Annotated in this window: 18 protein-coding genes; 3 read left to right on the top strand and 15 right to left on the bottom strand. The window is 64.0% G+C overall.

All coding sequences use genetic code 11. The features are described 5' to 3' along the window. Nucleotides 1-74: 74 nt before the first annotated feature. From GM658_RS02315 to GM658_RS02255, 13 genes are all read right to left on the bottom strand, one after another. Nucleotides 75-1091 (bottom strand): diguanylate cyclase, encoded by a 1017-nt coding sequence (locus GM658_RS02315; protein ID WP_155452384.1) that lies wholly within the window; start codon nt 1089-1091, stop codon nt 75-77. A 9-nt stretch (nt 1092-1100) separates the two neighbouring features. Next, nucleotides 1101-2129, bottom strand: a complete 1029-nt coding sequence (gene cheB / locus GM658_RS02310; protein WP_155452383.1) for a chemotaxis-specific protein-glutamate methyltransferase CheB — start codon at nt 2127-2129, stop codon at nt 1101-1103. Next, nucleotides 2126-4408: a hybrid sensor histidine kinase/response regulator gene (locus GM658_RS02305; RefSeq protein WP_155452382.1), complete on the bottom strand. Its 2283-nt coding sequence runs from the start codon at nt 4406-4408 to the stop codon at nt 2126-2128. The genes cheB and GM658_RS02305 overlap by 4 nt, the downstream gene beginning before the upstream one ends. Further along, entirely contained in the window at nt 4405-5076 is a 672-nt protein-coding gene (locus tag GM658_RS02300) for a chemotaxis protein CheW (protein WP_155452381.1), read from the bottom strand. The genes GM658_RS02305 and GM658_RS02300 overlap by 4 nt, the downstream gene beginning before the upstream one ends. A 15-nt stretch (nt 5077-5091) precedes the next feature. Beyond that, the gene (locus tag GM658_RS02295; RefSeq protein ID WP_155452380.1) at nt 5092-6465 is read right to left on the bottom strand and encodes a CheR family methyltransferase; all 1374 of its coding nucleotides are present in this window, start codon (nt 6463-6465) and stop codon (nt 5092-5094) included. Next, complete coding sequence (locus GM658_RS02290) at nt 6462-6920, bottom strand: chemotaxis protein CheW (RefSeq protein ID WP_155452379.1); 459 nt, start codon at nt 6918-6920, stop codon at nt 6462-6464. The genes GM658_RS02295 and GM658_RS02290 overlap by 4 nt, the downstream gene beginning before the upstream one ends. Further along, nucleotides 6917-8728 (bottom strand): methyl-accepting chemotaxis protein, encoded by a 1812-nt coding sequence (locus GM658_RS02285; RefSeq protein ID WP_155452378.1) that lies wholly within the window; start codon nt 8726-8728, stop codon nt 6917-6919. The genes GM658_RS02290 and GM658_RS02285 overlap by 4 nt, the downstream gene beginning before the upstream one ends. A gap of 99 nt (nt 8729-8827) precedes the next feature. Next, nucleotides 8828-10060 carry an argininosuccinate synthase gene (locus GM658_RS02280; protein WP_155452377.1) on the bottom strand — a complete coding sequence of 411 codons (1233 nt, stop codon included), beginning with the start codon at nt 10058-10060 and terminating at the stop codon, nt 8828-8830. Between the two features lie 7 nt (nt 10061-10067). Beyond that, complete coding sequence (gene argF / locus GM658_RS02275; RefSeq protein WP_155452376.1) at nt 10068-11009, bottom strand: ornithine carbamoyltransferase; 942 nt, start codon at nt 11007-11009, stop codon at nt 10068-10070. Nucleotides 11010-11054: 45 nt separating this feature from the next. Continuing rightward, the gene (locus GM658_RS02270) at nt 11055-13889 is read right to left on the bottom strand and encodes a tetratricopeptide repeat-containing sensor histidine kinase (RefSeq protein WP_155452375.1); all 2835 of its coding nucleotides are present in this window, start codon (nt 13887-13889) and stop codon (nt 11055-11057) included. Nucleotides 13890-13899: 10 nt separating this feature from the next. Further along, the gene (gene rsgA, locus GM658_RS02265; protein WP_155452374.1) at nt 13900-14799 is read right to left on the bottom strand and encodes a ribosome small subunit-dependent GTPase A; all 900 of its coding nucleotides are present in this window, start codon (nt 14797-14799) and stop codon (nt 13900-13902) included. Then, nucleotides 14796-15137 carry a 4a-hydroxytetrahydrobiopterin dehydratase gene (locus GM658_RS02260; protein WP_155452373.1) on the bottom strand — a complete coding sequence of 114 codons (342 nt, stop codon included), beginning with the start codon at nt 15135-15137 and terminating at the stop codon, nt 14796-14798. Before GM658_RS02260 ends, rsgA begins: the two co-directional genes overlap by 4 nt. 8 nt (nt 15138-15145) lie before the next feature. After that, complete coding sequence (locus tag GM658_RS02255; RefSeq protein WP_155452372.1) at nt 15146-16417, bottom strand: M48 family metallopeptidase; 1272 nt, start codon at nt 16415-16417, stop codon at nt 15146-15148. A gap of 57 nt (nt 16418-16474) precedes the next feature. Here GM658_RS02255 and orn point away from each other — a divergent pair, with 57 nt between their 5' ends. Next, nucleotides 16475-17062, top strand: coding sequence for an oligoribonuclease (gene orn / locus GM658_RS02250; RefSeq protein ID WP_211841798.1), 588 nt, complete (start codon nt 16475-16477; stop codon nt 17060-17062). Nucleotides 17063-17207: 145 nt separating this feature from the next. Here orn and GM658_RS02245 read toward each other — a convergent pair whose 3' ends face one another. Beyond that, nucleotides 17208-18029 carry a crotonase/enoyl-CoA hydratase family protein gene (locus GM658_RS02245; protein WP_155452371.1) on the bottom strand — a complete coding sequence of 274 codons (822 nt, stop codon included), beginning with the start codon at nt 18027-18029 and terminating at the stop codon, nt 17208-17210. A gap of 112 nt (nt 18030-18141) precedes the next feature. Then, nucleotides 18142-18831 carry a UPF0149 family protein gene (locus GM658_RS02240; RefSeq protein WP_155452370.1) on the bottom strand — a complete coding sequence of 230 codons (690 nt, stop codon included), beginning with the start codon at nt 18829-18831 and terminating at the stop codon, nt 18142-18144. A 66-nt stretch (nt 18832-18897) separates the two neighbouring features. On the opposite strand from GM658_RS02240, the gene GM658_RS02235 reads away from it, so the two are divergent. Both GM658_RS02235 and GM658_RS02230 read left to right on the top strand, forming a co-directional pair. After that, nucleotides 18898-19875: a serine/threonine protein kinase gene (locus tag GM658_RS02235; protein WP_155452369.1), complete on the top strand. Its 978-nt coding sequence runs from the start codon at nt 18898-18900 to the stop codon at nt 19873-19875. Nucleotides 19876-20070: 195 nt separating this feature from the next. Next, complete coding sequence (locus GM658_RS02230) at nt 20071-22281, top strand: coiled-coil domain-containing protein (RefSeq protein ID WP_155452368.1); 2211 nt, start codon at nt 20071-20073, stop codon at nt 22279-22281. Nucleotides 22282-22292 lie beyond the last annotated feature (11 nt).

Raw genomic sequence — 22292 nt, 5'->3', positions numbered from 1 at the left:
AAAAGGGGACGTACCCCTTTAAATGGGTAATTCTCCATTTAAAGGGGTACGTCCCCTTTTTTCGCCCCCGGCTTTCACGATGCTTGGATGACGCGGTTGCGGCCTTCGGCCTTGGCGGCGTAGAGAGCGCGGTCGGCGGCGGCGACCAGTTCCTGCCAGGTCAGCGGTTTATGCGGCACGACGGTGTGCACCCCGATCGACATCGTCAGCAGCCCGTTGGGCGTTGCCCTGGTGTTTTCGATTCCCAGGTTCGACAGGTGGCGCAGGCAGTCCTTGGCCACGCTCATGGCGCCGTCGCTGTCGGTTTCCGGCAGGATGATGGCGAATTCTTCGCCGCCGTAGCGCGTGACCAGGTCGGCCGGCCGCTTCAGGTTTTCGGTCAGGACCGCGGCGACCTTCTTCAGGGCCAGGTCGCCGGCGGGGTGGCCGTAGCTGTCGTTGTAGTGCTTGAAGTGGTCGACGTCGACCATCAGCAGCGACAGCGGGGTCTTGTCGCGCTGTCCGCGCTGCCATTCCAGCACCAGGGTCTCGTCGAAGCGGCGGCGGTTGGCGATGCCGGTCAGCGGGTCGAGGGCGGCCAGCTTTTGCAGCTCCACATTGGCGGCGGCCAGCTTCTGCTGGCTCTCGCGCAGGAAGCGGAAGGCCTGGTCGCGTTGCAGGCGGTGGATGTGGGCGTTGGAGTGGTGGCGCACGCGCGCCAGCAGTTCCAGCTTGTCCGGCAGCTTGACCAGGTAGTCGTTGGCGCCGACGGCAAATCCGTGGGCCTTCAGCTTGGGGTCTTCGCGGGCGGACAGCACGATGATCGGCACATGGGCCAGCATTTCTTCGTTGCGGAAGCGGCGGATCAGCTCAAAGCCGTCCACTTCCGGCATCACCAGGTCCTGCAGGATGACGGTAGGCTGCAGCGCGTTGGCGCAGGCGATGGCTTCGCGTGCGTCGGTGGTGAAGTGGAATTCGATATCTTCCTGGTCGGCCAGCATGCGCCGCACGGCTTCCACGATGATCAACTGGTCGTCCACCAGCAGCACGCGTACCTTGAAGTTGGTCAGGCTTGGTTCGGTATCCGGGTTCAAGGTGAGGTCGTACGACATCGCTTTCCTTTAAATCAGTTTGCCTCCGATCGTGCTGCGCAGGAATGGGCCGATCTTTTCGAGAGGCAGGATAGTTTGCGCCGCATCCAGCTCCACCGCGGCGCGCGGCATGCCATAGACCGCGCAACTGGCCTGGTCCTGGGCGATGGTGTGCTTGCCCGCGCGGCGCATTGCCAGAAGGCCTTCGGCGCCATCGCGCCCCATGCCGGTCAGCAGCACGCCGACCGCATCGCCTTTCCAGTGCTGGGCCACGCAGTTGAAAAACACGTCAACCGAAGGCCGGTATGCATAATCCTTTGGGTTGGCATCGTAACCTAGTTGGTATTTTTCATCCAGTACGAGGTGGTCGTTGCTTTTTGCGACCATGACTATACCTCCTTGCAACAAAGTGCGGTTCTCAATTGCGCGCACCGGTACGGCCAGCTGTTCGGAAAGCCATTTGGCAAAGTGGTCGGCGAAGTTTTCGTCGATGTGCTGGACCACCACCACGGCGCAATTGGGCGGCGGTGTCCAGCCGGCGAGGATGCGCGCCACAGCCATCGGTCCTCCGGTGGAGGCGCCAATGGCCACCAGGGTGTCGATCACGCCTTCGCGCGGTTCGGGTAGCGAGACGTTGCGGCGCGGCGACATGGACTGGCTGCCGCCGCTGTGGCGTATCAGCTTGTCCATGGTCTTGATCTTGTGCAGAAGCTCGGCGTCGCCGCCTTGCTGCCCTTGCAGCACCGGGGTCGCCGTCACGTCCAGCGCGCCGGCGCCCAGGGCGCGGAAGACCTGGTTGACGTTGTCCTGCGGGCGCCCTGTCACCACCAGGATGGCGCAGGGGCATTCTTCCATGATGCGGCGCGTCGCCTCTACCCCGTCCAGCTCGGGCATGTTCAGGTCCATCAGGATCAGGTCAGGCCGGTCGATGCAGCATTTTTGCACCGCTTCCAGTCCGGTGCGGGCGATCCAGGCCAGCTGGTGTTCCTGCGTGCTGGCGATCACGCGCCGCAGCGCTTCGGCCGCCATCGGGACATCGTTGGCGATGGCGATCCTCATCGGTAGGCGTCGCCTATCAGGTCGGATACCGCGTCAAGCAGCGTCTCGTCGTGGAAGCTGCCCTTGGTCAGGTAATAGTCGGCCCCTGCGGCCAAACCGCGTGCGCGGTCTTCCGGCCGGTCTTTGTAGGACACGATCATCACGGGCAGTTTGTGCAAGTGCAGGTCCTTCTTGATCAGGTTGACCAGTTCTATGCCATCCATGCGCGGCATGTCGACGTCGGTGATGACCAGGTCGTAGTCGCCGCTGCGCACCACGTTCCAGCCGTCGATGCCGTCGACCGCGATGTCCACTTCAAAACCGCGCCCGGCCAGCAATTTGCGCTCCATTTCGCGCACCGTGAGCGAATCGTCCACGACAAGGATGCGTTTCATTCTACGCCGTCCGGCATGGTCTGCGTGCGCAAGTTGGTGCAGGCCGCCTTCTTCCAGCAGCTTTTCAATGGAAAGCAACAGGTCGGGCACGTCCAGGATCAGCACAGGCTCGCCATCGTCCAGCAGGGCGGCGGCGGAGATGTCGCGCATTTTCCCGAATACCGGGTCGATGGCTTGTACGGCCAGGCTTTCCTCGCCGCGAATCTTGTCCACCACCAGGGCGTAGCGCCTGGCGTTGCCGCCGATGACGACCACGGACAATTCGTCGGCATGCTCCATGTCGCCCAGTTCCAGCACCTGGGCGGCAGCGACCAGGCCGAGGTGCTCGCCGTCGTGGTCGAAAAACTGCTTGTTTTCCAGGGTGTGCACGGCGTCCTGCGGCACCTTGATGATGCGTTCCACCTTGACGATGGGGACGGCGTAAGCCTCGCCTTTGACGTCCACCACCAGGGCGCGCACGATCGATTGCGTCAGTGGCAGGGTGATCGAAGTGCGAAAGCCTTTGCCAAGTTCGGACTCGATGCGCACCGTGCCGTTTTGCTGGCGGATGGTGTCGTGCACGATATCCAGGCCTACGCCGCGGCCGGAGATCTCGGTGATGCCGCCCTTCAGGCTGAAGGCGGGCAGGAACAGGAACTCCATCAGCTCCGGCTGCGACATGGCGGCCACCATCTGTTCGCTGGCCATCTTGCGCTCGATCACGGTGCGGCGGATTTTTTCGGGATCGACCCCGCGGCCGTCGTCGCTGATCTCGATATTCAGCATGCCGGCGCGGTGGCGCGCTTCCATGACGATGGTGCCGGTGGCGGGCTTGCCTGCGGCCAGCCTTTCTCCGGCGCTCTCCATGCCGTGGTCGACGGCGTTGCGCAGCATGTGGTTCAGCGGGCTCTCAATGCGCAGCAGGATGTCGCGGTCGACCAGGGTGTCTTCGCCTTCGACGCGCAGCACGACATCCTTGCCAAGGCTGCGCGCCAGGTCGCGCACCATGCGCGGGAAGTGCTGGATGCCGTCGCGGAATGGCCGCATGCGCAGTGCCAGCACTTCCTCGACCATGTTCTCGCTGCCGGTCAGCAGGCGCCGCTCATAGTTTTCCATGTCGGTGATGTGCTCGAGCATGAACTGCTTGAGCGGCTGGCTTTTCTGAATTGACAGCAGCGCCTTTTCTTTCAGCGCCGGGTCGCTGGTGCGGGAGGCGGCTTCCATCACTTCTTCCAGCACCGCGAACAGGGCGGCCTGGTTGCGCTTGTAGCGCTGCATGCCCTGGATCAGGGGATGCAACTGGTGGGCGTTGATGCGCGCTTCGCTGGCCAGCGCAAGCAGGCGGTCGAAGTTTTGCGCGGATTTCATCGGCGGCAGCGTGCGGCCGGGGACCGGCTGCTCGGGCACAACTTCGGCTGCCGCAGCGGGCGCGTCGGCGTCGTTGCCGGTTGGGACGAGTGCCGGCGGCGTAGCGGCCGGCGATGGCGCCGGGGCTGGCGCCAGCATGACCGGCTCCGGCAGGAAGGCGATGCTTTGCACTTCGTTCATGGTCTTGCTGACCTGCGCGCCGTTGGCCGCCAGCCAGGCATTCAGGTCGCCATTGACGCGCGAGCATTGTACGATCAGGTCCACTGCTGCCAGCAACGCGTCCACGCGGTTCGGCGTGAGTTTCAACTTGCCCGCCTGGGCGGCGATGAAGGCGTCCTCCATGCCGTGCGCCAGCTGCACCACCATCTCCAGGCCGACGATCGAGGCGGCGCCCTTGATCGAATGCGCGGCCCGCATCATCGATTCCACGGCAGCCGGGTCGTTGCGGCGCTCAAAGGCCAGCAGGCCGTCGGTCAGGATCTGGGTCTGGCTGTCCGCTTCCATGCGAAACAGGTCCAGCATGGAGAACTGGCTCAGGTCATCCTTCTTGTCGCTCATCGCAGCGTCCTCGCGAGTTGGTAGCCGAGCAGGCTGTCGTCCAGGCAGCCTACCTGCATCTCCTCATGCGGCAGCACGCCGGCCAGGTAGCGTTCGATGCCCTTGTTGATGGTGGCGGCGGGCGGTTTCAGCGCGTCGGCGGCGTAGCGGATGATGCCGTGCAGTTCCGCTACCGGAAGGGCGTAGGTCTGCTGCTCCCATTGCACCAGCAGCATGCGGGCGAAGGTGTGGCGGCCGGCGCGCGCTTCGCCGCCGGCTTCGTCGATGCCCAGCAGGTCGGCCAGGGAGATGCAGGGATACAGCTTGCCGCCGGCATTCACCACGCCGCGCAAGCCGCGCGCGCTGCGGTGCGGCAGGCGGTGCGGGATGGCTTTGGGGGCGATCTGCTGGAACATATGGGTTGGCAGGGCGAGCCACTCGCGGCCGATGCGAAAGGCGACGCAGGAACTGTCGTGGCGCACGCCTTCGTCCCGCGGGGCCCGGAAATGTTCGGCCCATTCGCGCAGGTAGCCCTGGTTGACGGGGCGCTGCAGGTTGCGCATGGCGGCGCCGGCGTATACCTCGCAATTGCGGCAGTGGACGGCCTTGTCGAGGATTTCGCAGCTATGGTCGCCGGCGACGCCGATGCGGCCCCAGCAGGCGTCCATGTCTTGTGTTTGGTCAGTCATTGTCGTCGTCCGCTATCACTGTGGCTGCTGGCGCTGGAAGGCGCGCGCGGCCCGCGCCTTCAGCGTGGCGGCGGCGCTGCGGTTGCCGCCTTGCTCCTGCAGCAGAGCCAGATGGCATAGCGCTTCGTAGTGGTCGGGCTGCAGGTAAAGGCAGCGTTTCAACTGCGCTTCGGCGTCGGCTGGCTTGCTCGAGGCTTCGGCCAGCAGGCCGAGGATGAAGTAGGCTTCGGCCGAATCGGGCTGCTGCGCGAGGAATTCGCGGCAGGCGGATGCGGCTTCCGCCAGCTTGCCCGCGTCGGCCAACCGGCGGGCATGAGCCAGCAGGGTTTCGTCGCCGCCGGCGGCCATCGGGGGCGGTACCGGGGCGCTGGCGGCAGGCTTGCCAGCATGAGGCGGTCGCCCCGTGCGGCCTGCCGCGGTAGCGGGCGAGGTAGCGGCCTGCGCGCCGATTCCCGATGCCAGCGACGCACGCGGGGCGGGAGCTTTGCGGGGCGACGCGGCGGCAGCGGCGAAAGCGCCTGGCAGGCTGGCTTCGCGACCACGCGGCGTGGCGGCAGCGCCGGACGTGCCGGCGGGGGGCGTCGTACGGGCGGGCAGGGCGGCACGCGCGGGCGCACCGGCGAGTTTGACGTCCTTGCGCAGCGCAAACGCCTGGCGGTGCGGCAGCGCCGAGAAGCCGTTGCGAACAAAAGATGGCACCTCTGCATAACCGGCCAGCAGCATGCCGTCGCTCGCCAGGTGTGCGGCCAGGCGTTCGATGGCGGCGGCAGTGGTCGGATCGTCGAAATAAATCAGCAGGTTGCGGCAAAATACCACGTCATACTGTTGCGCCGTGCCGAGCGAGCCTTCGAGGATGCTGCCCTGGCTGAAGCGGATGCGCGCACGCAGCGCTTCATTGATGCGGTATTCGTCATTGCCGGCAGCCGTGAAATAGCGCTCGCGGAACGATAGTTCCTTGCCGCGGAACGCGTTGCGCCCGAATACACCGGCTTGGGCGCGGGCGATGCAGGCAGCGCTGATGTCGACCGCGTCGATCATGAAATTCTGCGGTTTGACGCCCGCGTCGCACAGGGCCATGGCCATGGAGTAAGGTTCTTCCCCGCCGGCACAGGGCACGGACAGGATGCGCACAATCTTCGCACCCTCGGCCAGCCGGCGGCGGACGTGTTCCGTCGCCACGGCAAACGCCTGCGGATCACGGAACAGCCACGACTCGGGCACCACCACCAGTTCGACCAGTTCGCGCAGTTCCGTCTCGTCCAGCGTATCGGCATAGGTCTTGCGTACGGTTTCCCCGGTTGCCGCCATGCGCCGCTGCACCGCCTGTTCCACCGTGCTGCGGGCCAGGTTCATGCCGGTCAGGCGGCGCAGTGTGGAGAGTACTTTCATTGCGTCTCAGCCTCCGCCGGGAACAGGCGCGCCCGCAATTCCGCCGGCAGCAGGGCGTCGACTTCCACCAGCTGCACCATGCCTTGCGCGTCGGCGGCAACCTGCCCGAGGAAGGGGGCGGCCTGGACGCCGCTTGGCGCCAGCTCGTGCTGCGCCAGCTCCTGCACGCCTTGCACGCGCTCGGCCATCAAGCCCAATGCGTGCACCTCGCCGCCGGGTGCCGTGTAATCGGCGACCACGATGCGCGTATCGAAGTGCTGGCGCGCCGGGGCACCGCCGCCGCTGCGCGACAGGTCGATCACCGGCACCGGATCGCCGTGCAAATTCATCAGGCCCGCCACGCTGTCCGGCGCCAGCGGAATGGCCGTCAGCTCCAGCAAGGGCAGCACGCGCCGCACCTGCCGCAAGGGCAAGCCATAGCGGTCGGCGCCAATGTGGAAGACCAGTACCTTCATGCGTTGACGGCGAAAGTGGCCACGCTGGTTTGCAGGTCGCCCGCCGCATACTGCAGCTGGTGCACCGCTTCGCTGGTGGCCTTCAGCGATTCGACGGTCTGCTGGGTGGCATCGTTCAGCTGCATCATGGTCTCGGTGATCTGCTGCGCGCCCACTGCCTGCGCCTGCATGCCTTGCAGGACGGCGTCGAACTGCGGCGCCAGTTTCTGCACCTGGTCCATCACGCCCGACAGCTGGTCGGTGACCTGGCGTACTTCGCCCACGCTGCGGCGGATCTCTTCGGAGAACTTGTCCATGCCCATTACGCTGGCCGACACTGCGGACTGCATTTCCTTCAGCATCTGCTCGATGTCCCAGGTGGAGACCGAAGTCTGGTCGGCCAGGCGGCGGATTTCGGTCGCCACCACCGAGAAGCCGCGGCCTGCTTCGCCGGCTTTTTCCGCCTCGATGGCGGCGTTCAGCGACAGGATATTGGTCTGGTCGGCCACCTTGGTGATGGTAGTCAGCACGGAGTTGATATTGGACGCCTTTTCCGAAAGGGCCGCCAGCTTGGCATTGATCGAGTCGGTGGCGTTGACCATGTTCTGCATGGTCTGGTCCATGCGGCGCAGGTTGCCCTGGGCTTCGGACGTGGCGCTGGTGGTGTAGTCCGCCACCGCGGTCGCATCCTCCATGGTTTTCAAGAGCTGCGAAGTATTCGACGAGATTTCCTTGGTGGTGCTCAGGACTTCAACGGAAGTCTGCGCCTGCTCCACGCCCGTCGCCTCCTGCTGCTTGGCCGAAGCGGCAATCTCGGTCGCCGAGGTGGTGACCTGGATGCCGGCCTTCTGCACATTGGTCAGCAGCGAGCGCAGGTTGTCGAACATTCGCTGCAGGCCCTCGCCCAGCTGGCCGATGGCGTCGTCGCCGGTGACGGAGACCTTGCCGGTCATGTCGCCGCTGGCTGCACGCGACACTGTCTGCAAGAGCGCGTCGACCTTGGAGCGCAACTGGTTGGTCAGCTCCTGCTCGCGCATCGCCGCATCCTGGATTTGCTGGGCCATCATATTGAAATCGGCGCTGACCTTGCCCAGTTCATCTCCGGAAATCACGCTGATGCGTGCGGCCTGGTCGCCGGCTCCCAGTCGGGTCAAGGCGGCCGTCAAGTTGGACAGCGGCGCCACTATCGCGCGCGCCAGCAGGTAGGCGACGAGCAGCGACAGCACGACTACGACGACGCCGCCACCCAGCAAGAGGTTATTCTGGTTATTGTGCAGGTCTGCCGACTTGGCGTTTCGCTCCCCCAGCAGGCGGCGTTCCTCTTCGCCCGCCTGGTCCAAAAGTTCGCGCGCGCTGCTGACAATGGCCCCGGCCTCCTTCAGCTCGGAAGATTGCCCCAGGATTTCTGCGGCGTTCTTCGCATCGCTCAGCGCGCGGCGCTTGTCGATCTGGCGGCGAATATTGACGTCGGCCCAGGTGGCCAGCAAAGCCTGTGCGCGCTTCAGGCGCTCATTCTGTTGCGGGTTGTCGGCTGTCAGTTGCACGGCCTTGGCCATATGCTGCCTGAGCACCTCCACGTTATCGCGCTCGCTGGCGATATTGGCTTCGCTGCCGGTCAGGATGTAGCCGCGGGCATCGACCTGGATCTGCAGAGATGCGCTATTGACCCGGTCTAACTCCACCAGCACTTCCATGGTGTGCTTGTCCCATTTGTTGGCATCGGTCAGGCTGGCGAAATTATTGTAGGCTGAAATCAGCAGTAGCAAGATGATTGCCACTATGGCGCCGAAGCCGATATATAGTTTTTTCTTGATGCTCAAATTGTTCATGCGGTGGTCTCCACAGGGGATCGGGCTTTCTTCCAAGGCAATGTAGCAAAAAAAACGGGCCGCGCAAAGCGGCCCGTCATAGGGGAGCGGGGACAGTGATTACTGGCCGCGCTTATTGCGTGCGTTGGCGGCGATGCGCATGCGCAGCGCGTTCAGCTTGATGAAGCCGCCGGCGTCGGCCTGGTTGTAGGCGCCGCCGTCTTCGTCGAAGGTGGCGATGGTCTGGTCAAACAGCGAATCGGTCTTCGAATCGCGTGCCACCACGATCACATTGCCCTTGTACAGCTTGACGCGCACCCAGCCGTTCACGGTTGCCTGGGTGTGGTCGATCAGGGTTTGCAGCGCAACGCGCTCCGGCGCCCACCAGTAGCCGTTGTAAATCAGGGAAGCGTAGCGTGGCATCAGGTCGTCCTTCAGGTGGGCCACTTCGCGGTCCAGGGTGATCGACTCGATGGCGCGGTGCGCCTTCAGCATGATGGTGCCGCCAGGGGTTTCGTAGCAGCCGCGCGACTTCATGCCGACGTAGCGGTTTTCCACCAGGTCCAGGCGGCCGATGCCGTGCTTGCCGCCCAGGCGGTTCAGTTCAGCCAGGACGGTGGCAGGGGACATGCGCTTGCCGTTCAGGGCCACGATGTCGCCTTTTTCGAATTCGACATCCAGGTATTCCGGCTGGTCCGGTGCAGCTTCCGGGCTGACGGTCCAGCGCCACATCGATTCTTCGGCTTCGGCGCTCGGGTTTTCCAGGTGGCGGCCTTCGAAGGAGATGTGCAGCAGGTTGGCGTCCATCGAGTATGGCGCGCCGCCGTTCTTGTGCTTCATGTCGATGTCGATGCCGGCGTCTTCCGCGTATTTCAGCAGCTTTTCGCGCGACAGCAGGTCCCATTCACGCCACGGAGCGATCACGCGCACGCCAGGCTTCAGTGCATAGGCGCCCAGTTCGAAGCGAACCTGGTCGTTGCCCTTGCCGGTGGCGCCGTGCGAGATGGCGTCGGCGCCGGTCTGGTTGGCGATTTCGATCAGGCGCTTGGCGATCAGAGGGCGTGCGATCGAGGTGCCCAGCAGGTATTCGCCTTCGTACACGGTGTTGGCGCGGAACATAGGAAAGACGAAATCGCGCACGAATTCTTCGCGTACGTCGTCGATGAAGATGTTTTCTGGCTTGATGCCGAACTTCAGCGCCTTGGCGCGTGCCGGTTCCAGCTCTTCACCCTGGCCCAGGTCGGCGGTGAAGGTCACGATCTCGCACTTGTAGTTATCCTGCAGCCATTTCAGGATCACGGAGGTGTCCAGGCCGCCGGAGTAGGCGAGGACTACTTTTTTAACGTCACTCATGGTTTTCTCAGTCAGTTGGGTTTTCGGTGTCGATCTTGCCGAGCAAGAGGTATTCGATCAGGGCCTTTTGCACGTGCAGGCGGTTCTCGGCTTCATCCCAGACCACGGATTGCGGGCCGTCGATGACTTCAGCGGAGACTTCCTCGCCGCGGTGGGCCGGCAGGCAGTGCATGAACAGGGCGTCCGGCTTGGCGCGGGACATCTTGGCGGCATCGACGATCCAGCCGTCGAAGGCCTTCAGGCGGGCGGCGTTTTCCTCTTCGTAGCCCATCGAAGTCCAGACGTCGGTGTTGACCAGGTCTGCGCCTTCGCAGGCGTCGGACGGGTTGGCGAAGAAGGTGAAGCGGTCGGTCGATACCAGCGACATGTCCATGTCGTAGCCGTGCGGCGTGGAGACATTGACGTGGAAGCCGAACACTTCGGCCGCCTGCAGCCAGGAGTACAGCATATTGTTGGCGTCACCGACCCAGGCCACGACCTTGCCCTTGATCGAACCGCGATGCTCGATATAGGTGAAGATGTCGGCAAATACCTGGCACGGATGGTGTTCGTTGGTCAGGCCGTTAATCACCGGCACGCGCGAATGGGCAGCGAAACGCTCGATGATGTCCTGGCCGAAGGTACGGACCATGATGATGTCGCACATGCGGGACATCACCTGGCCGGCGTCTTCCACCGGCTCGCCGCGGCCCAGTTGGGAATCGCGGGTATTCAGGTAGATGGCGGCGCCGCCCAACTGGTGCATGCCGGCCTCGAAGGAGAGGCGGGTACGGGTCGAATTCTTGTCGAACACCATGACCAGGGTGCGGTCGATCAGCGGATGGTAAATCTCGTAGGCTTTGAACTTGCGCTTGATTTCCGCGGCGCGCGCGATCACATATTCGTATTCCTCCAGGGTCAGGTCATTGAACTGGAGGTAATGCTTGATGCTTTTAGGTGGTATAGACATCTTTGCTTGGATTTGCTGCGGTGGACTAAAGATTATACGGGCATTTCAATAAATCGTGGCCGGGCGTTCGGGGTCGTGGCGCGGGGCCAGTAACGGCAGGTCCAGCGTGAACGTGGTGCCGGCGTCGCTGCTGCTGACGGCGATCTGGCCGCCCAAGAGGGAAGTAACGATGTTATAACTGATTGACAAGCCCAGCCCCGAGCCGCCTTGTCCCAGTTTGGTGGTGAAAAAGGGGTCAAAGATGCGCGACTGGTTCTCCGGCGCTATGCCTTCGCCGTTGTCGCTGAATGTTATCAGCACGCGGCCCTCCACCGGGGTACTGGCCACCAGGCGCATCTGGCCATCCTGCCGGCCGTCGAAACCGTGCAGCAGGGCGTTGTTGATCAAGTTCGTGATCACCTGGCCGAAGGGGCCGGGATAGCTGTCCAGGGTGATCGTCTCCGGCACCTCGAATTCGAGATGGTGGTAGTCCTTGCGGATGCGGTTCATCACGGTGGCGACGATTTCATGCGTCACCTGGTGCAGGTTGAACACGCGGCGCTGCTCGGTGGTGCGGTCCACCGCCACCTGCTTGAAGCTGGACACCAGGTCGGCTGCGCTGTGCAGGCCGCGCATCACCAGGGTGGAAGCCTTGCGTGCATCGTCGATGAAGGACAGCAGCTGGGATTTGCGCAGTCCCGGTCCGTTGACCGCTTCTTCCAGCGCGTTGGTCTTCTGTTCCAGGGTGCTGGCGATCAGCAGGCTGTTGCCGATCGGGGTATTCAGCTCGTGCGCCACGCCCGCCATCAGCGAGCCCAGGGCCGCCAGCTTTTCCTGCGACACCAGCTGCGACTGCGCCTCCTGCAGCTGGGCATAGGCGTGGGCGTTGTCCAGCGCGATGGCGCCGTAAGCGCAGAGCGTGCGGAAAATCAGGCGTTCGCGTTCGCCGTAGGCATTGGGGTGCATGGCCTGTACCGTCATGACGCCCAGCGCGCGTTCACCCACCAGCAGCGGCACGAACAGTGCGCAGCGGCTGGCCGCCGTCCCGGGCGTGACCAGGTTGTCGCGTTCGGACGGGACATGTTCGATGTACACTTCGCGCCGCTCGCGCAGGCATTGCGCGGTGTAGGCCGTCGGGTGGTCGAGCGCGATGGTGTTGCGGGGCAGGGCCTGGCCGGCTTCCACGCCAAAGGCGCGTTCCAGCTGGCGCCCAGAGGGATCGACCAGGTAGACGGCAAAAGTATTGGCCGAGAGCAGGGCGTGGGTGTGCCGGTCCAGGGCCTGGAACACCGCGCCTGCATCGAGGTGGGTGGTGATTTCCTGGCCGATGGCCGACAGGCGTTCCAGCAGTTTGCTGGTCTGCTGCAGCACTTCGGCGCGGCGGGCTTCCGACATGGCCAGCTCGCGGTGGTGCAGGCCCTCGGCGCGGGCTTGTTCGGTCTGGTGGTGCACCTGCATGGCGATGGCGCGGCTGGTCGCCTCCAGCGTGTGGGTCTTTTCGCGCGCGGCGCTAGCGGCGGTGGCCATCTCGTAGGCCCGGCCAAAATCGCCCAGGCGCGCGTATTCCGCGCCCAGCGCATCGTACAGGTCACCCGGCACGGTGTAGCCCTCGATCGTCTGCGCCGCTTCCAAAGCCTTGTGCAGGTAGTGCAGGCGGGCGTTGGGTTCCGCCATGCCGGGCGGCGCCGACAGCTGCAGCTGGCCATGGATCAGGGCCAGGACGCGCAGCGCTTCGACGTGGTGGAAGGCATTGTGATGGCGCGAGGCGCGATCCACCGCCAGTTGCGCCATGTCCAGCGCCTCCAGCGAACGATTCAGGAAGCACAGGGCGTGGGCCTGGCCGCGCAGCGCGACGATCTTGAAGTCGCTCTGCTGCAGGATTTCGGCGCGCTCCGACAGGCGCTGGAAAGCGTCCAGCGCTTCGCCATAATCCTTCTTGTCCAGGCACAGGTCGCCCAGGTGCTGCAAGGCGATGGCATAGGCGCGGCCGTTGGCTTGCGGCGCCAGGATTACCAGCGCTTCGCGCAGCAATTCTTCGGCCGCGTCGAGACGGCCCAGGCGGCGCACGATGTCGGATGTGTGGACCAGGCAGGAGCCGATGCTGCGCGGCCAGCCGGTCGGCTTGGCCAGTTCCATGGCGCGCTGCATCCACTCCAGGCCGGAGTGATGGTCGTTCAGGTGCGAGAATTTTTCCGCGATATTGGCGGCAGCCGTGGCGGCGGCGCGGATCTGGCCCGTTTCAAGGGCCGCCTCATAGCTGCGGATCCAGAAGCCGGCGGAATTGCCGATATCGCCGGACTGGCTGGCGGCGATGCCGAAAAAGTCGTTGATCCAGCAGTCGACGCCGGGCGGAACTTCTTCCGCCAGGTCGAAGCGGGCGCCCCAGCGCTGGGTGGCCGCGTGCAGGTCGCGCAGCGCGGCCCAGCGCGCCTGCACCGCATCGGCGATGGTGGCGCGCTGCTGGTCGCCGGCCGCATGGGCGGCGTTGGCGCAGGCTTCCAGTTCGGCATCGCGCTGGCCATGGTCGCCGCGGTCGACCGAGATCCAGGCTTTGAGCCAGTGGGCATCGGCGCGGCCGATGCTGTCGCCCTGGGCTTCGAACACTTCCAGGGCGCGTGAAGCCAGCGAAGAAGCCGCGTCAAGTTCGCCCAGCAGCCAGCGGATTTCGCCATCGATCAACTGCAGCCGCGCTTCGATCGACGCCCGCGCATCGTCCGGCAGGTGGGCCGAGGGCAACAGGGCGCTGACTTTGCGCGCCAGCTCCTGCGCACGCTTGCCGTCGCGCTGGCGCAGGTGCCAGGCCAGGGACAGCAGCAGCGGCAGCCGCTCAATACCGCGCAATGGCAGGAGTTCCAGCTCCCACTGCGCTACGGCATTGTCATCGGCGAACAGCTGCTGCATGGTCGTCCCGTCAGTAAAGCGTCTGCGAGGATTCGTGCAGCAACTGGCCGTACAAGGTATGCCGCATTTTCGCGATCTTGCCCTCGTTGACCGCCTCCAGCACGGCACATTGCGGCTCGCTCAAATGCCGGCAGTTGTAGAATCGGCAGCCGCCAAGATAGGGCTGGAAATCGCGGAAGGCCCGTTCCAGCATGCCTTCGCTCAGGTGGTACAGGCCGAATTCCTGGAAGCCCGGCGAATCGATCACGCTTGAATCCGGCCCCACGTGGTACAGGCGGGTGAAGGTGGTGGTGTGCTTGCCGGTATCGAGCGCCTCGCTGATTTCGCGCGTCGCGATATCGGCATCCGGCACCAGGATGTTGATCAGGGACGATTTGCCCATGCCGGACTGGCCGATCAGGATCGAGGAGTGACCTTGCAGGAGCGGCGCCAGCGTGGCGCCGGTCTGTTCGGGCTGGCCGGTGGCCGATACCTCCAGCACCTCATAGCCCATGGAAGAATACACTTGCAGGCGCTTGCGGGCGTGTTCCAGCATCTCGGTCACGTCGACTTTGTTCAGCAGCAGGCGCACGTGGATGCCGGCCGCTTCCGCCGCCACCAGGGCGCGCGATACCAGGTCGTCGGAGAAGCTTGGCTCCGTGGCGACCACGATGAACAACTGGTCCACGTTGGCCGCCAGCAGCTTGGACTTGTACTGGTCGGAGCGGTACAGCAGCGTCTTGCGCTCCTGGATCTTGTCGATCACTGCCTGGTCGGGTGAAGTCAGGGTCAGGTCGACGATATCGCCGACGGCGACATTGGTCTTCTTGCCGCGCGTGACGCATTGCAGGCGCTGCCCCTCCGCTTCCGCCAGGTAGTGCCGGCCGTGCGCTGCGATGATGGTGCCGGTGCGTTTGGTCCCCTTGCTCATGCCTGGCCTAACGCATCGGCCTTGGCGGCGCAGATGAAATCATTGACCGACAAGCCGTTCACCGAATGCGTGTCGTAGCGCACCTGGCAGGTCTTGTAGCCCACCACCAGCTCGGGGTGATGGTCCTCGCGGTGGGAGATGAAAGCCAGCGCATTCACGAAAGCCATCGTCTCGTAGTAGTTATTGAAGCCGAAGGTGTTCACCAGTTTGCCGCTGGCCATGCTCCAGCCATCCAGCAGCTGCACCAGGCGCAGCGCTTCCGCTGCGTCCAGGGCCTGCACCTGGTGGCTGCAGCGCAGGGCGCGCAGGTCGGCCGCGGTGTGGATATTCGCTGTCATTGGCGCACTCATGGTGTTGTCGCCAGATTGAGTTGGCGAATCCGCACGCTGGCCGGCGGGTGCGAATCGTAGAAGGCCGAATGCAGCGGGTCAGGCGTCAGGGTCGACGCATTGTCCTCGTACATCTTGACCAGCGCCGACACCAGGTCGCGCGCATCGGTATGCTTGGCCGCGAAGGCATCGGCCTCGAACTCGTGCTTGCGCGAGCTGAGTGAAGTCAATGGACCAAACAGGAAGGTAAAGACCGGCAGCACCAGCATGAACAGGATCAGCGCCAGTGCGTCGTTGGACTGGCCAGGCACGATGATCGGATTCACGCCCAAGCCGGTGTAGAACCACAGCTGGTTTTTCAGGTAGCCAAGCAGCGCCAGGAAGCCAAGCGACAGCGCAAACATCACAACGATGCGCTTGACGATATGTTTCAGCTTGAAGTGGCCCAGTTCATGCGCCAGCACCGCCTCGACTTCCTGTGGCGACAGGCTGGAGACCAGGGTGTCATAGAACACGATGCGCTTGGCCGCGCCAAAGCCCGAGAAGTAAGCATTGCCATGCGCACTGCGCTTGGAACCGTCCATCACGAACAGGCCCTTGGAAGCGAAGCCCACGCGGGCCATCAGGCCCTCGATGCGCTGCCTCAGCGACTCGTCAGCGAGCGGCGTGAATTTATTGAACAGGGGAGCGATGAAGTTCGGGAAAATCGCCATGATCAGCAGCTGGAAACCGCACCACACCAACCAGGCATACAGCCACCACAGGCTGCCCGATTTTTGCATCAGAACCAGGATCACCCACACCAGCGGCAGGCCGATCACCGCACCGATGCCGACGCCCTTGACCAGGTCGAAGAAAAACAGGCCCTTGCTCATTTTATTGAAGCCAAAGCGCTCTTCCAGCGTAAATTGGCGGTAGTAATCGAGCGGCAGGTCGATCAGCCCGGAGACGAGGGCAAAAGCCACGATCAGGCCAATCTGGTAAGTCATGCCGCCGCCGGTGGCATTGAACACGGTCGCCGACAGCCATTGCAGGCCGCCCAGCAAAGTAAAACCAACCAGCGCCACGGTCGACACCAGCATATTCACCAGCCCAAGCTTGGTGCGGGCGATGGTGTAGTCAGCCGCCTTCTGGTGGGCTGCGAGAGGGATTTTTTCCGCGAAATCGGCCGGCACTGCCGCGCGGTTCTGGATCACATGGCGAATATGGCGAGAGGCGAGCCAGAAGCGCACCAGCAGGGTTAATGCTAAAAATGCAACGAACAAATACGAAAACGCGTGTGAATACATTCTGTGCCTGTGAGAAAATGGCGGATTAACCTGCCTTATATTGTCTTAGAGAGAATTATGTCACAAGCGAACGACACCCCTGCAAGCCCAGAGTCCGCACAGCGCCCGAATGAGATGAACCTGGTGTGGGTGGACATGGAGATGACCGGCCTGGAGCCTGAAACCGATCGCATTATCGAAGTGGCAATGGTCGTCACCGACATGCACCTGAACGTGCTGGCAGAAGGCCCCGTGCTGGCGATCCACCAGTCGGATGAAACGCTGGACAAGATGGACGCCTGGAACAAGGGCACGCACGGCCGCTCCGGCCTGATCGACCGCGTCAAAGCCTCCACCGTGAGCGAAGAAGCAGCGGAAGCCGAGTTCATCGCCTTCATGCGCCAATGGGTACCGAAGGGCAAATCGCCGATGTGCGGCAACACCATCGGCCAAGACCGCCGCTTCATGGTCAAGTACATGCCGAAGCTGGAAGCGTTCTTCCACTATCGCAATATCGACGTCTCCACCCTGAAAGAGCTGGGCCGCCGCTGGAAGCCCGAAATGGTCGCCGGCTTCAAGAAAGCGCAAAAGCACACCGCACTGGCCGACATCATCGAATCGATCGAAGAACTCAAGTACTACCGCGAGAACTTCATCAAGCTCTAAGCCCGCCAGAGTAAGTACAGCCGAGTTCGTGTCCCACCATGGGGTCACACCCGAAATGAGACACGAGCTCAGGCGCTTCGCGCATGAGCTCGTGTCTCATTTCGGGTATGACCCCAAGGTGGGACACGGGCTCTTCTGTTTTCAATTAGTCCTTGAACGCGGGGGCGCGCTTGGCCATGCTGGACATCATGGCTTCCTGCAGGTCGGCCGACATCAGCATGGCGGCGTTCCAGGTGGCGTTGTAATTGAGGCCGTCGGCGATCGAGTGGTCGCGCGCGTAGGTGATCATTTCTTTGACACCGCGTACGGCTAACGGAGCCTTGGAGGCGATGTCTGCGGCAATCGCGCGGACTCCCTCGCGCAGCGCTTCCGGCGATGCGAAGACGCGGTTGACCAGGCGGATTTCCCTGGCTTCGGCGGCGTCCACTTTGCGTGCGGTATACGCCAGTTCGCGCGCCATGCCTTCGCCGATCAGGCGCGGCAGGCGCTGCAGGGTGCCCACGTCGGCGGTCATGCCGATATCGATTTCCTTGATGGTGAACCAGGCGTCGGACGAGCAATAGCGCATGTCGGCGCAGGTGATCAGGTCGATGCCGCCGCCGACGCAGGCGCCATGCACGGCTGCCAGTACAGGCTTGCGGCAGCGTTCCAGGCTGCTCAGCGTGTCCTGCAGGTCGAGGATGATGCGGCGCAGGGATTCGCGCATGCGGCCGTCACAGTCGCTCTGGATCTGCTGGCCCAGCCCCATCATCATTTGCAGGTCGATGCCGGCGGTGAATGCCTTGCCTTCGCCTTCCAGCACCGCGACCCGGATGTCGGGCGTGTCGTCCACATAGCGGAAGGCGCTGCGGATGTCGTGCCACATCTGAAGATTCATGGCGTTCATCTTCTCTGGACGGTTCAGCCGCACGGTGGCGATGTGCGCTTCTACGCTGATGGTGACGGTTTCCAGCGCTGGGATGCTCATTGGGTTCTCCTCTTACGTAAGGAGTCCGATTATGGCAGCGGCTCTTCGCCAGATTTAGAGTAAATACGTAAAAAAGCCCGCGCTTGGCGGGCTGTCCAGGAAGGCGTGACGCTTATTGCTCGGCGCCGTGGCACTTCTTGTACTTCTTGCCGCTGCCGCATGGGCAGTCGTCGTTGCGGCCGACTTTCGGCTCTTCGTGCTTGACGGTGGTCACGCCGGTTTTGCGGCGTGGTACCCACCATTTGTGGATGGCCGGCAGGTTGGCTTCAATGTCCAGGGCCAGCTGGTGGGCTTTGACCGGGTCTTCCACTTCCGGCAGTTCTTCCGGCTTGATCTCGTCGGCGCCAAGCAGGTAGATCGGGCGCATCAGCGGGGCTGCTTCGGAGTCCCAGATCTCGTCCCAGGAACCTTCGCGCAGTTCCATGCCTTCCCAGAAGCCCCAGCACCAGGCTTCGGCGTTCAGCAGGGTCTTGCCTTCGTGTTCATGCTCGACGAACAGCGGCTCGAACTCTTTTGGCGCCACCTCAAAGGTCACCAGCACTTCGTTCATGAAGCGGGTGATCAGGTTGTAGATGCGCTCTTCCTGCTTTGGATTCTTGAATTTGGGGCCATCCTTGCGGTCTTCGCCCCAGATGCTCGGCAGCCATTCGGCCGGGGTGATCGGCGCGGGGCCAATGGCGATGGCGGTCAGGTAGCCATGCAGGTGGTCCATTGTCATGGAGTCTTCCGGGCTCTGGTCGCTGAGCAGGAAGTTATCGAGTTCGTCGAATTCTTTGTCGGTCAATGGCTGGTCGAGTTGCATGGCTTGGTGCTCAATATATTGGGTCGAAGGGCGACAGTATACGCCCTGGCCCTTACAATTGCGAACATGACGCATCCTTTCTTAGATTTGAGCCCCGACCGGGTGCTCGACGCCCTGGCCAGCATCGGCCTGTATGGCGATGGCCGCCTGCTGGCGCTGAATTCGTATGAGAACCGTGTCTACCAGGTGGGCATGGAGGAGGGGCCGCCGGTGGTGGCCAAGTTTTATCGCCCCGGGCGCTGGACCGATGAGCAGATCCTGGAGGAGCATGCTTTCGTGCAGGAGTTGCAGGAGCGCGAAGTGCCTGCGGTGCCGGCCCTGGCCCGCGACGGGCGAACCTTGCATGCGTTTGAGGGATTCCGCTTTGCCGTCTTCCCGCGCCATGGCGGGCGGGCGCCGGAGATGGACGATCCCAAGGTGCTGGAGTGGACTGGCCGTTTTATCGGCCGTATCCACGCCTGTGGGGCGGCCAAGCCCTTTGCCTCCCGGCCGACGCTGGATCTGGCGTCGTTCGGCGAGGAGCCGCGCGACTGGCTGCTGGCACATGATTTCCTGCCGCCGGAGCTGGTGACGCCCTGGCGCTCGGTGGTTGACCAGGCGCTGGATGGCGTGCGCCGTTGCTATGAGCGGGCAGGGCAGGTTGCGCTGATTCGCCTGCATGGGGATTGTCATGGCGGCAATGTTTTGTGGACGGATGCGGGGCCGCACTTCGTCGACTTCGACGACGCCCGCATGGGGCCGGCGGTGCAGGATTTGTGGATGATGCTGTCCGGCGAGCGGCGCGACATGGTGCGGCAGATGGGGGATATCCTGGCGGGATACGAGGATATGCGGGAATTTGATCCGCGCGAGCTGTACCTGGTGGAGGCTTTGCGGACGTTGCGGCTTATCCACTATTCGGCCTGGTTGGCGCGCAGGTGGGATGATCCGGCGTTTCCGGCAGCTTTTCCGTGGTTTAATACACAACGATATTGGCAGGATCGTATCCTCGAATTGCGCGAGCAGATCGCGCTGATGGACGAGCCGCCGCTGTGGCCGGTCTAAACCCGGCAAACCAGGGTCTGACCCAAGGGGCAGACCCAGTCTGATCTACGACCGGCGGCTTCTGGAGGGTCTGACCCAGGTTTACCGGGTTTAAAAGCGAGAATTGCCGGGAATTCCCCGCCTTCCTCCCAAGCTTCACCCCAGCTGGTCTCATCGATAATGGCACCATCACCCCAAACGCCAAGCGAGATCCTCATGCAAGCCCAACTGCCACCAACCTCCGAAGACCGCGCTGAGCATGAGAAAGCCGAGCTGAAAGCCATCACCGAAGCCATCGCCCGCGTCGAAGCCGAGGCCAAAGCCCAGTGCGCCGCCGAATCGCGCGCTGTCGCCGAAGCCCGCGCCCGCGCCTTGGCAGAAGACCGCGCCGCCCTCGAATCCGCCGCCGCCGCCGCCGCGCTGCAAAATGCCGAAGCCGCTGAAGAAGCCATCAAAGCCAACCAGGAACGCCTGGACACCCTGCGCGCTGCCGCCTCGGCCAGCGTCGCCCGGCTGGAAGCCGTCAAGCAGGAAACCGCAGAGCTGCGCGCCCGCGTCGATGCCGACATCCAGGTCCGCCTGGCCGCCGAACAGCGCGCCAAAGCCGAGGAAGAAAGCCGCCGCCGCGCCGCCGAACAAGTGGCCGAGGAAGCCAAACTGACGGAGTTGGCCAGCAAGGCCGCCGAAGAACTGGCCGCCCAGGCCGAAAACGCCCGCCTGCAAGCCGCCGAGCGCGCCGCAGCCGTGCAGGCCGCCCGCGAGGAAGTGGTGGGCGTGGCCTCCGCCGACGCCCGCATGGCCGCCATGGCGCGCGAGCGCGAGCGCCAGGCCCACGCCGCGCGCATGACCGCCGAACAACTGGCGCAAGCCGAAGCCGAAGCCCTGGAGGCGACCCGCCAGCGCGAGCGCGCCGACCAGGTGGCGCTGGAAGCCGCCTTCAAACGCGCTGCCGCCGAAGTGCGTGCACTGGAAGAGGCCCGCGCGCTGGCTCACCTGGAGCAGGAGCGGGAGCAGATCGCCCTGGCCAAGGCCGAATCCGACCGCAGCGCTGCCCAGTCGCTGCACCTGCGCCTGCAAACCGAAAAGGAAATCCGAGACGCCGCCCAGCACCGCGAGCGTGTCGAAGCCATGGCCGCCACCTCGGCGCAAGCGCGCCGCGATGCGGATCTGCAGATCATTGCCGCCACCGAGCGCCGCGTTGAGACCGACCGCGAATTGCACGCCATCGCCATGGCCCGCGTGGAAGCGGAGCAGCAAGCCGATTTCGAAACCCGTGCCCGCCTGGAAGCGGAAGCCGTGGCGCTGGAACAGGCCAAGCTGCGCGAACAGGCCGAGCAAGCCGCCGCCGAACAAGCCCGCATTGAAGCCGAGGAACACCAGCGCGCCGCTGCAGCCGCGGCCGAGCGCCAGGAACTGTCGGTGCGTTCCGCCGCCGTGGCGGCCGAACATGCCTCCGCCGAACAGATCGAACGCGACGCCGTGGCCGCGCAATTGGCCGCCATCGAGCAGGCCAATGCGCTGGCGCAGGAAAAAGCCGCCGCCGCCGTGCGCCTGGCCGATGCCGAACGTGCCCGCGCCGAGGCCGAACAGGCCGCGCTGCTTGAGATGAATGAGCGTATCGCTGCCGAAGAACTGGCGACGGCAGCCGCCAAGTCGCGCGCCGACGCCGAACGCGCCGGCGCCGCCGAAGCGCGCCGCAAAGCAGCTGCCGATGCGCGCCTGCAGGCCGCCGTCGAGCAGGAAGCCGCTGCAGTGCGCGCGATGGCCGAGCAGCTGGAACGCGATGCGGCCAATAAGAGCGCTGCTGCGGAAGCTGCGGCTGCCCAGGCACGCCTCGCTGTGGAACTGGGCAAGGTGCAGGCTGAACGCGCGCAAGCCGAGCAGGCGCGCGTGGCGGCGGAGGAATCGCTGCTCAAGTCTGAGCTGGAGTTCGTGGCCAAGGAACGCGAGACGCTGGCGCTGATCGACCAGAAACTGGTGCAGCAGCGCGCGGCCAATGCTGCCGAGGTGCGTGCGGCCAAGGCGATCGAACTGCGCCTGGAGCTGGAGAAGCAGGCCGCCGCTGCCGCCAAGTCACGCGCGGATGCGGAGGAGCAGCTGGCCGAAGTCGCGCGCCAGCGTGAGGAGGCCGAGACCGCCTTCAACCAGGCGGAATGGGCCAAGCTGGCGGAGCAGAAGACGCTGGTCGATACCGTTCATGCGCACGCGGAGATGCAGCGTCGTGTGACTGCGACGACGGCAGCAATGGTGGAGTCGAAGAAGAAGCTGCTGGAGCAGGAAACCCGCCGCCAGCATGCGGCGCAGAATATGCTGAATGCGATGGAGGAAAAGGCTGCTCATCCGGCGGATGAGCACTCCGAAACCATGGCGCGCGATGTGATTGGCCGCCTCAAGGAAACTGCCGGCTCCGTGTGGCGCGGGCGCTAACCCCTTTTTCC

The sequence above is a fragment of the Massilia eburnea genome, assembly GCF_009720745.1.
Taxonomy (GTDB): Bacteria; Pseudomonadota; Gammaproteobacteria; order Burkholderiales; family Burkholderiaceae_D; genus Rugamonas; species Rugamonas eburnea.
Note: the sequence above shows the minus strand (reverse complement) of the source record. Positions and strands in the feature narration are given on the sequence as shown.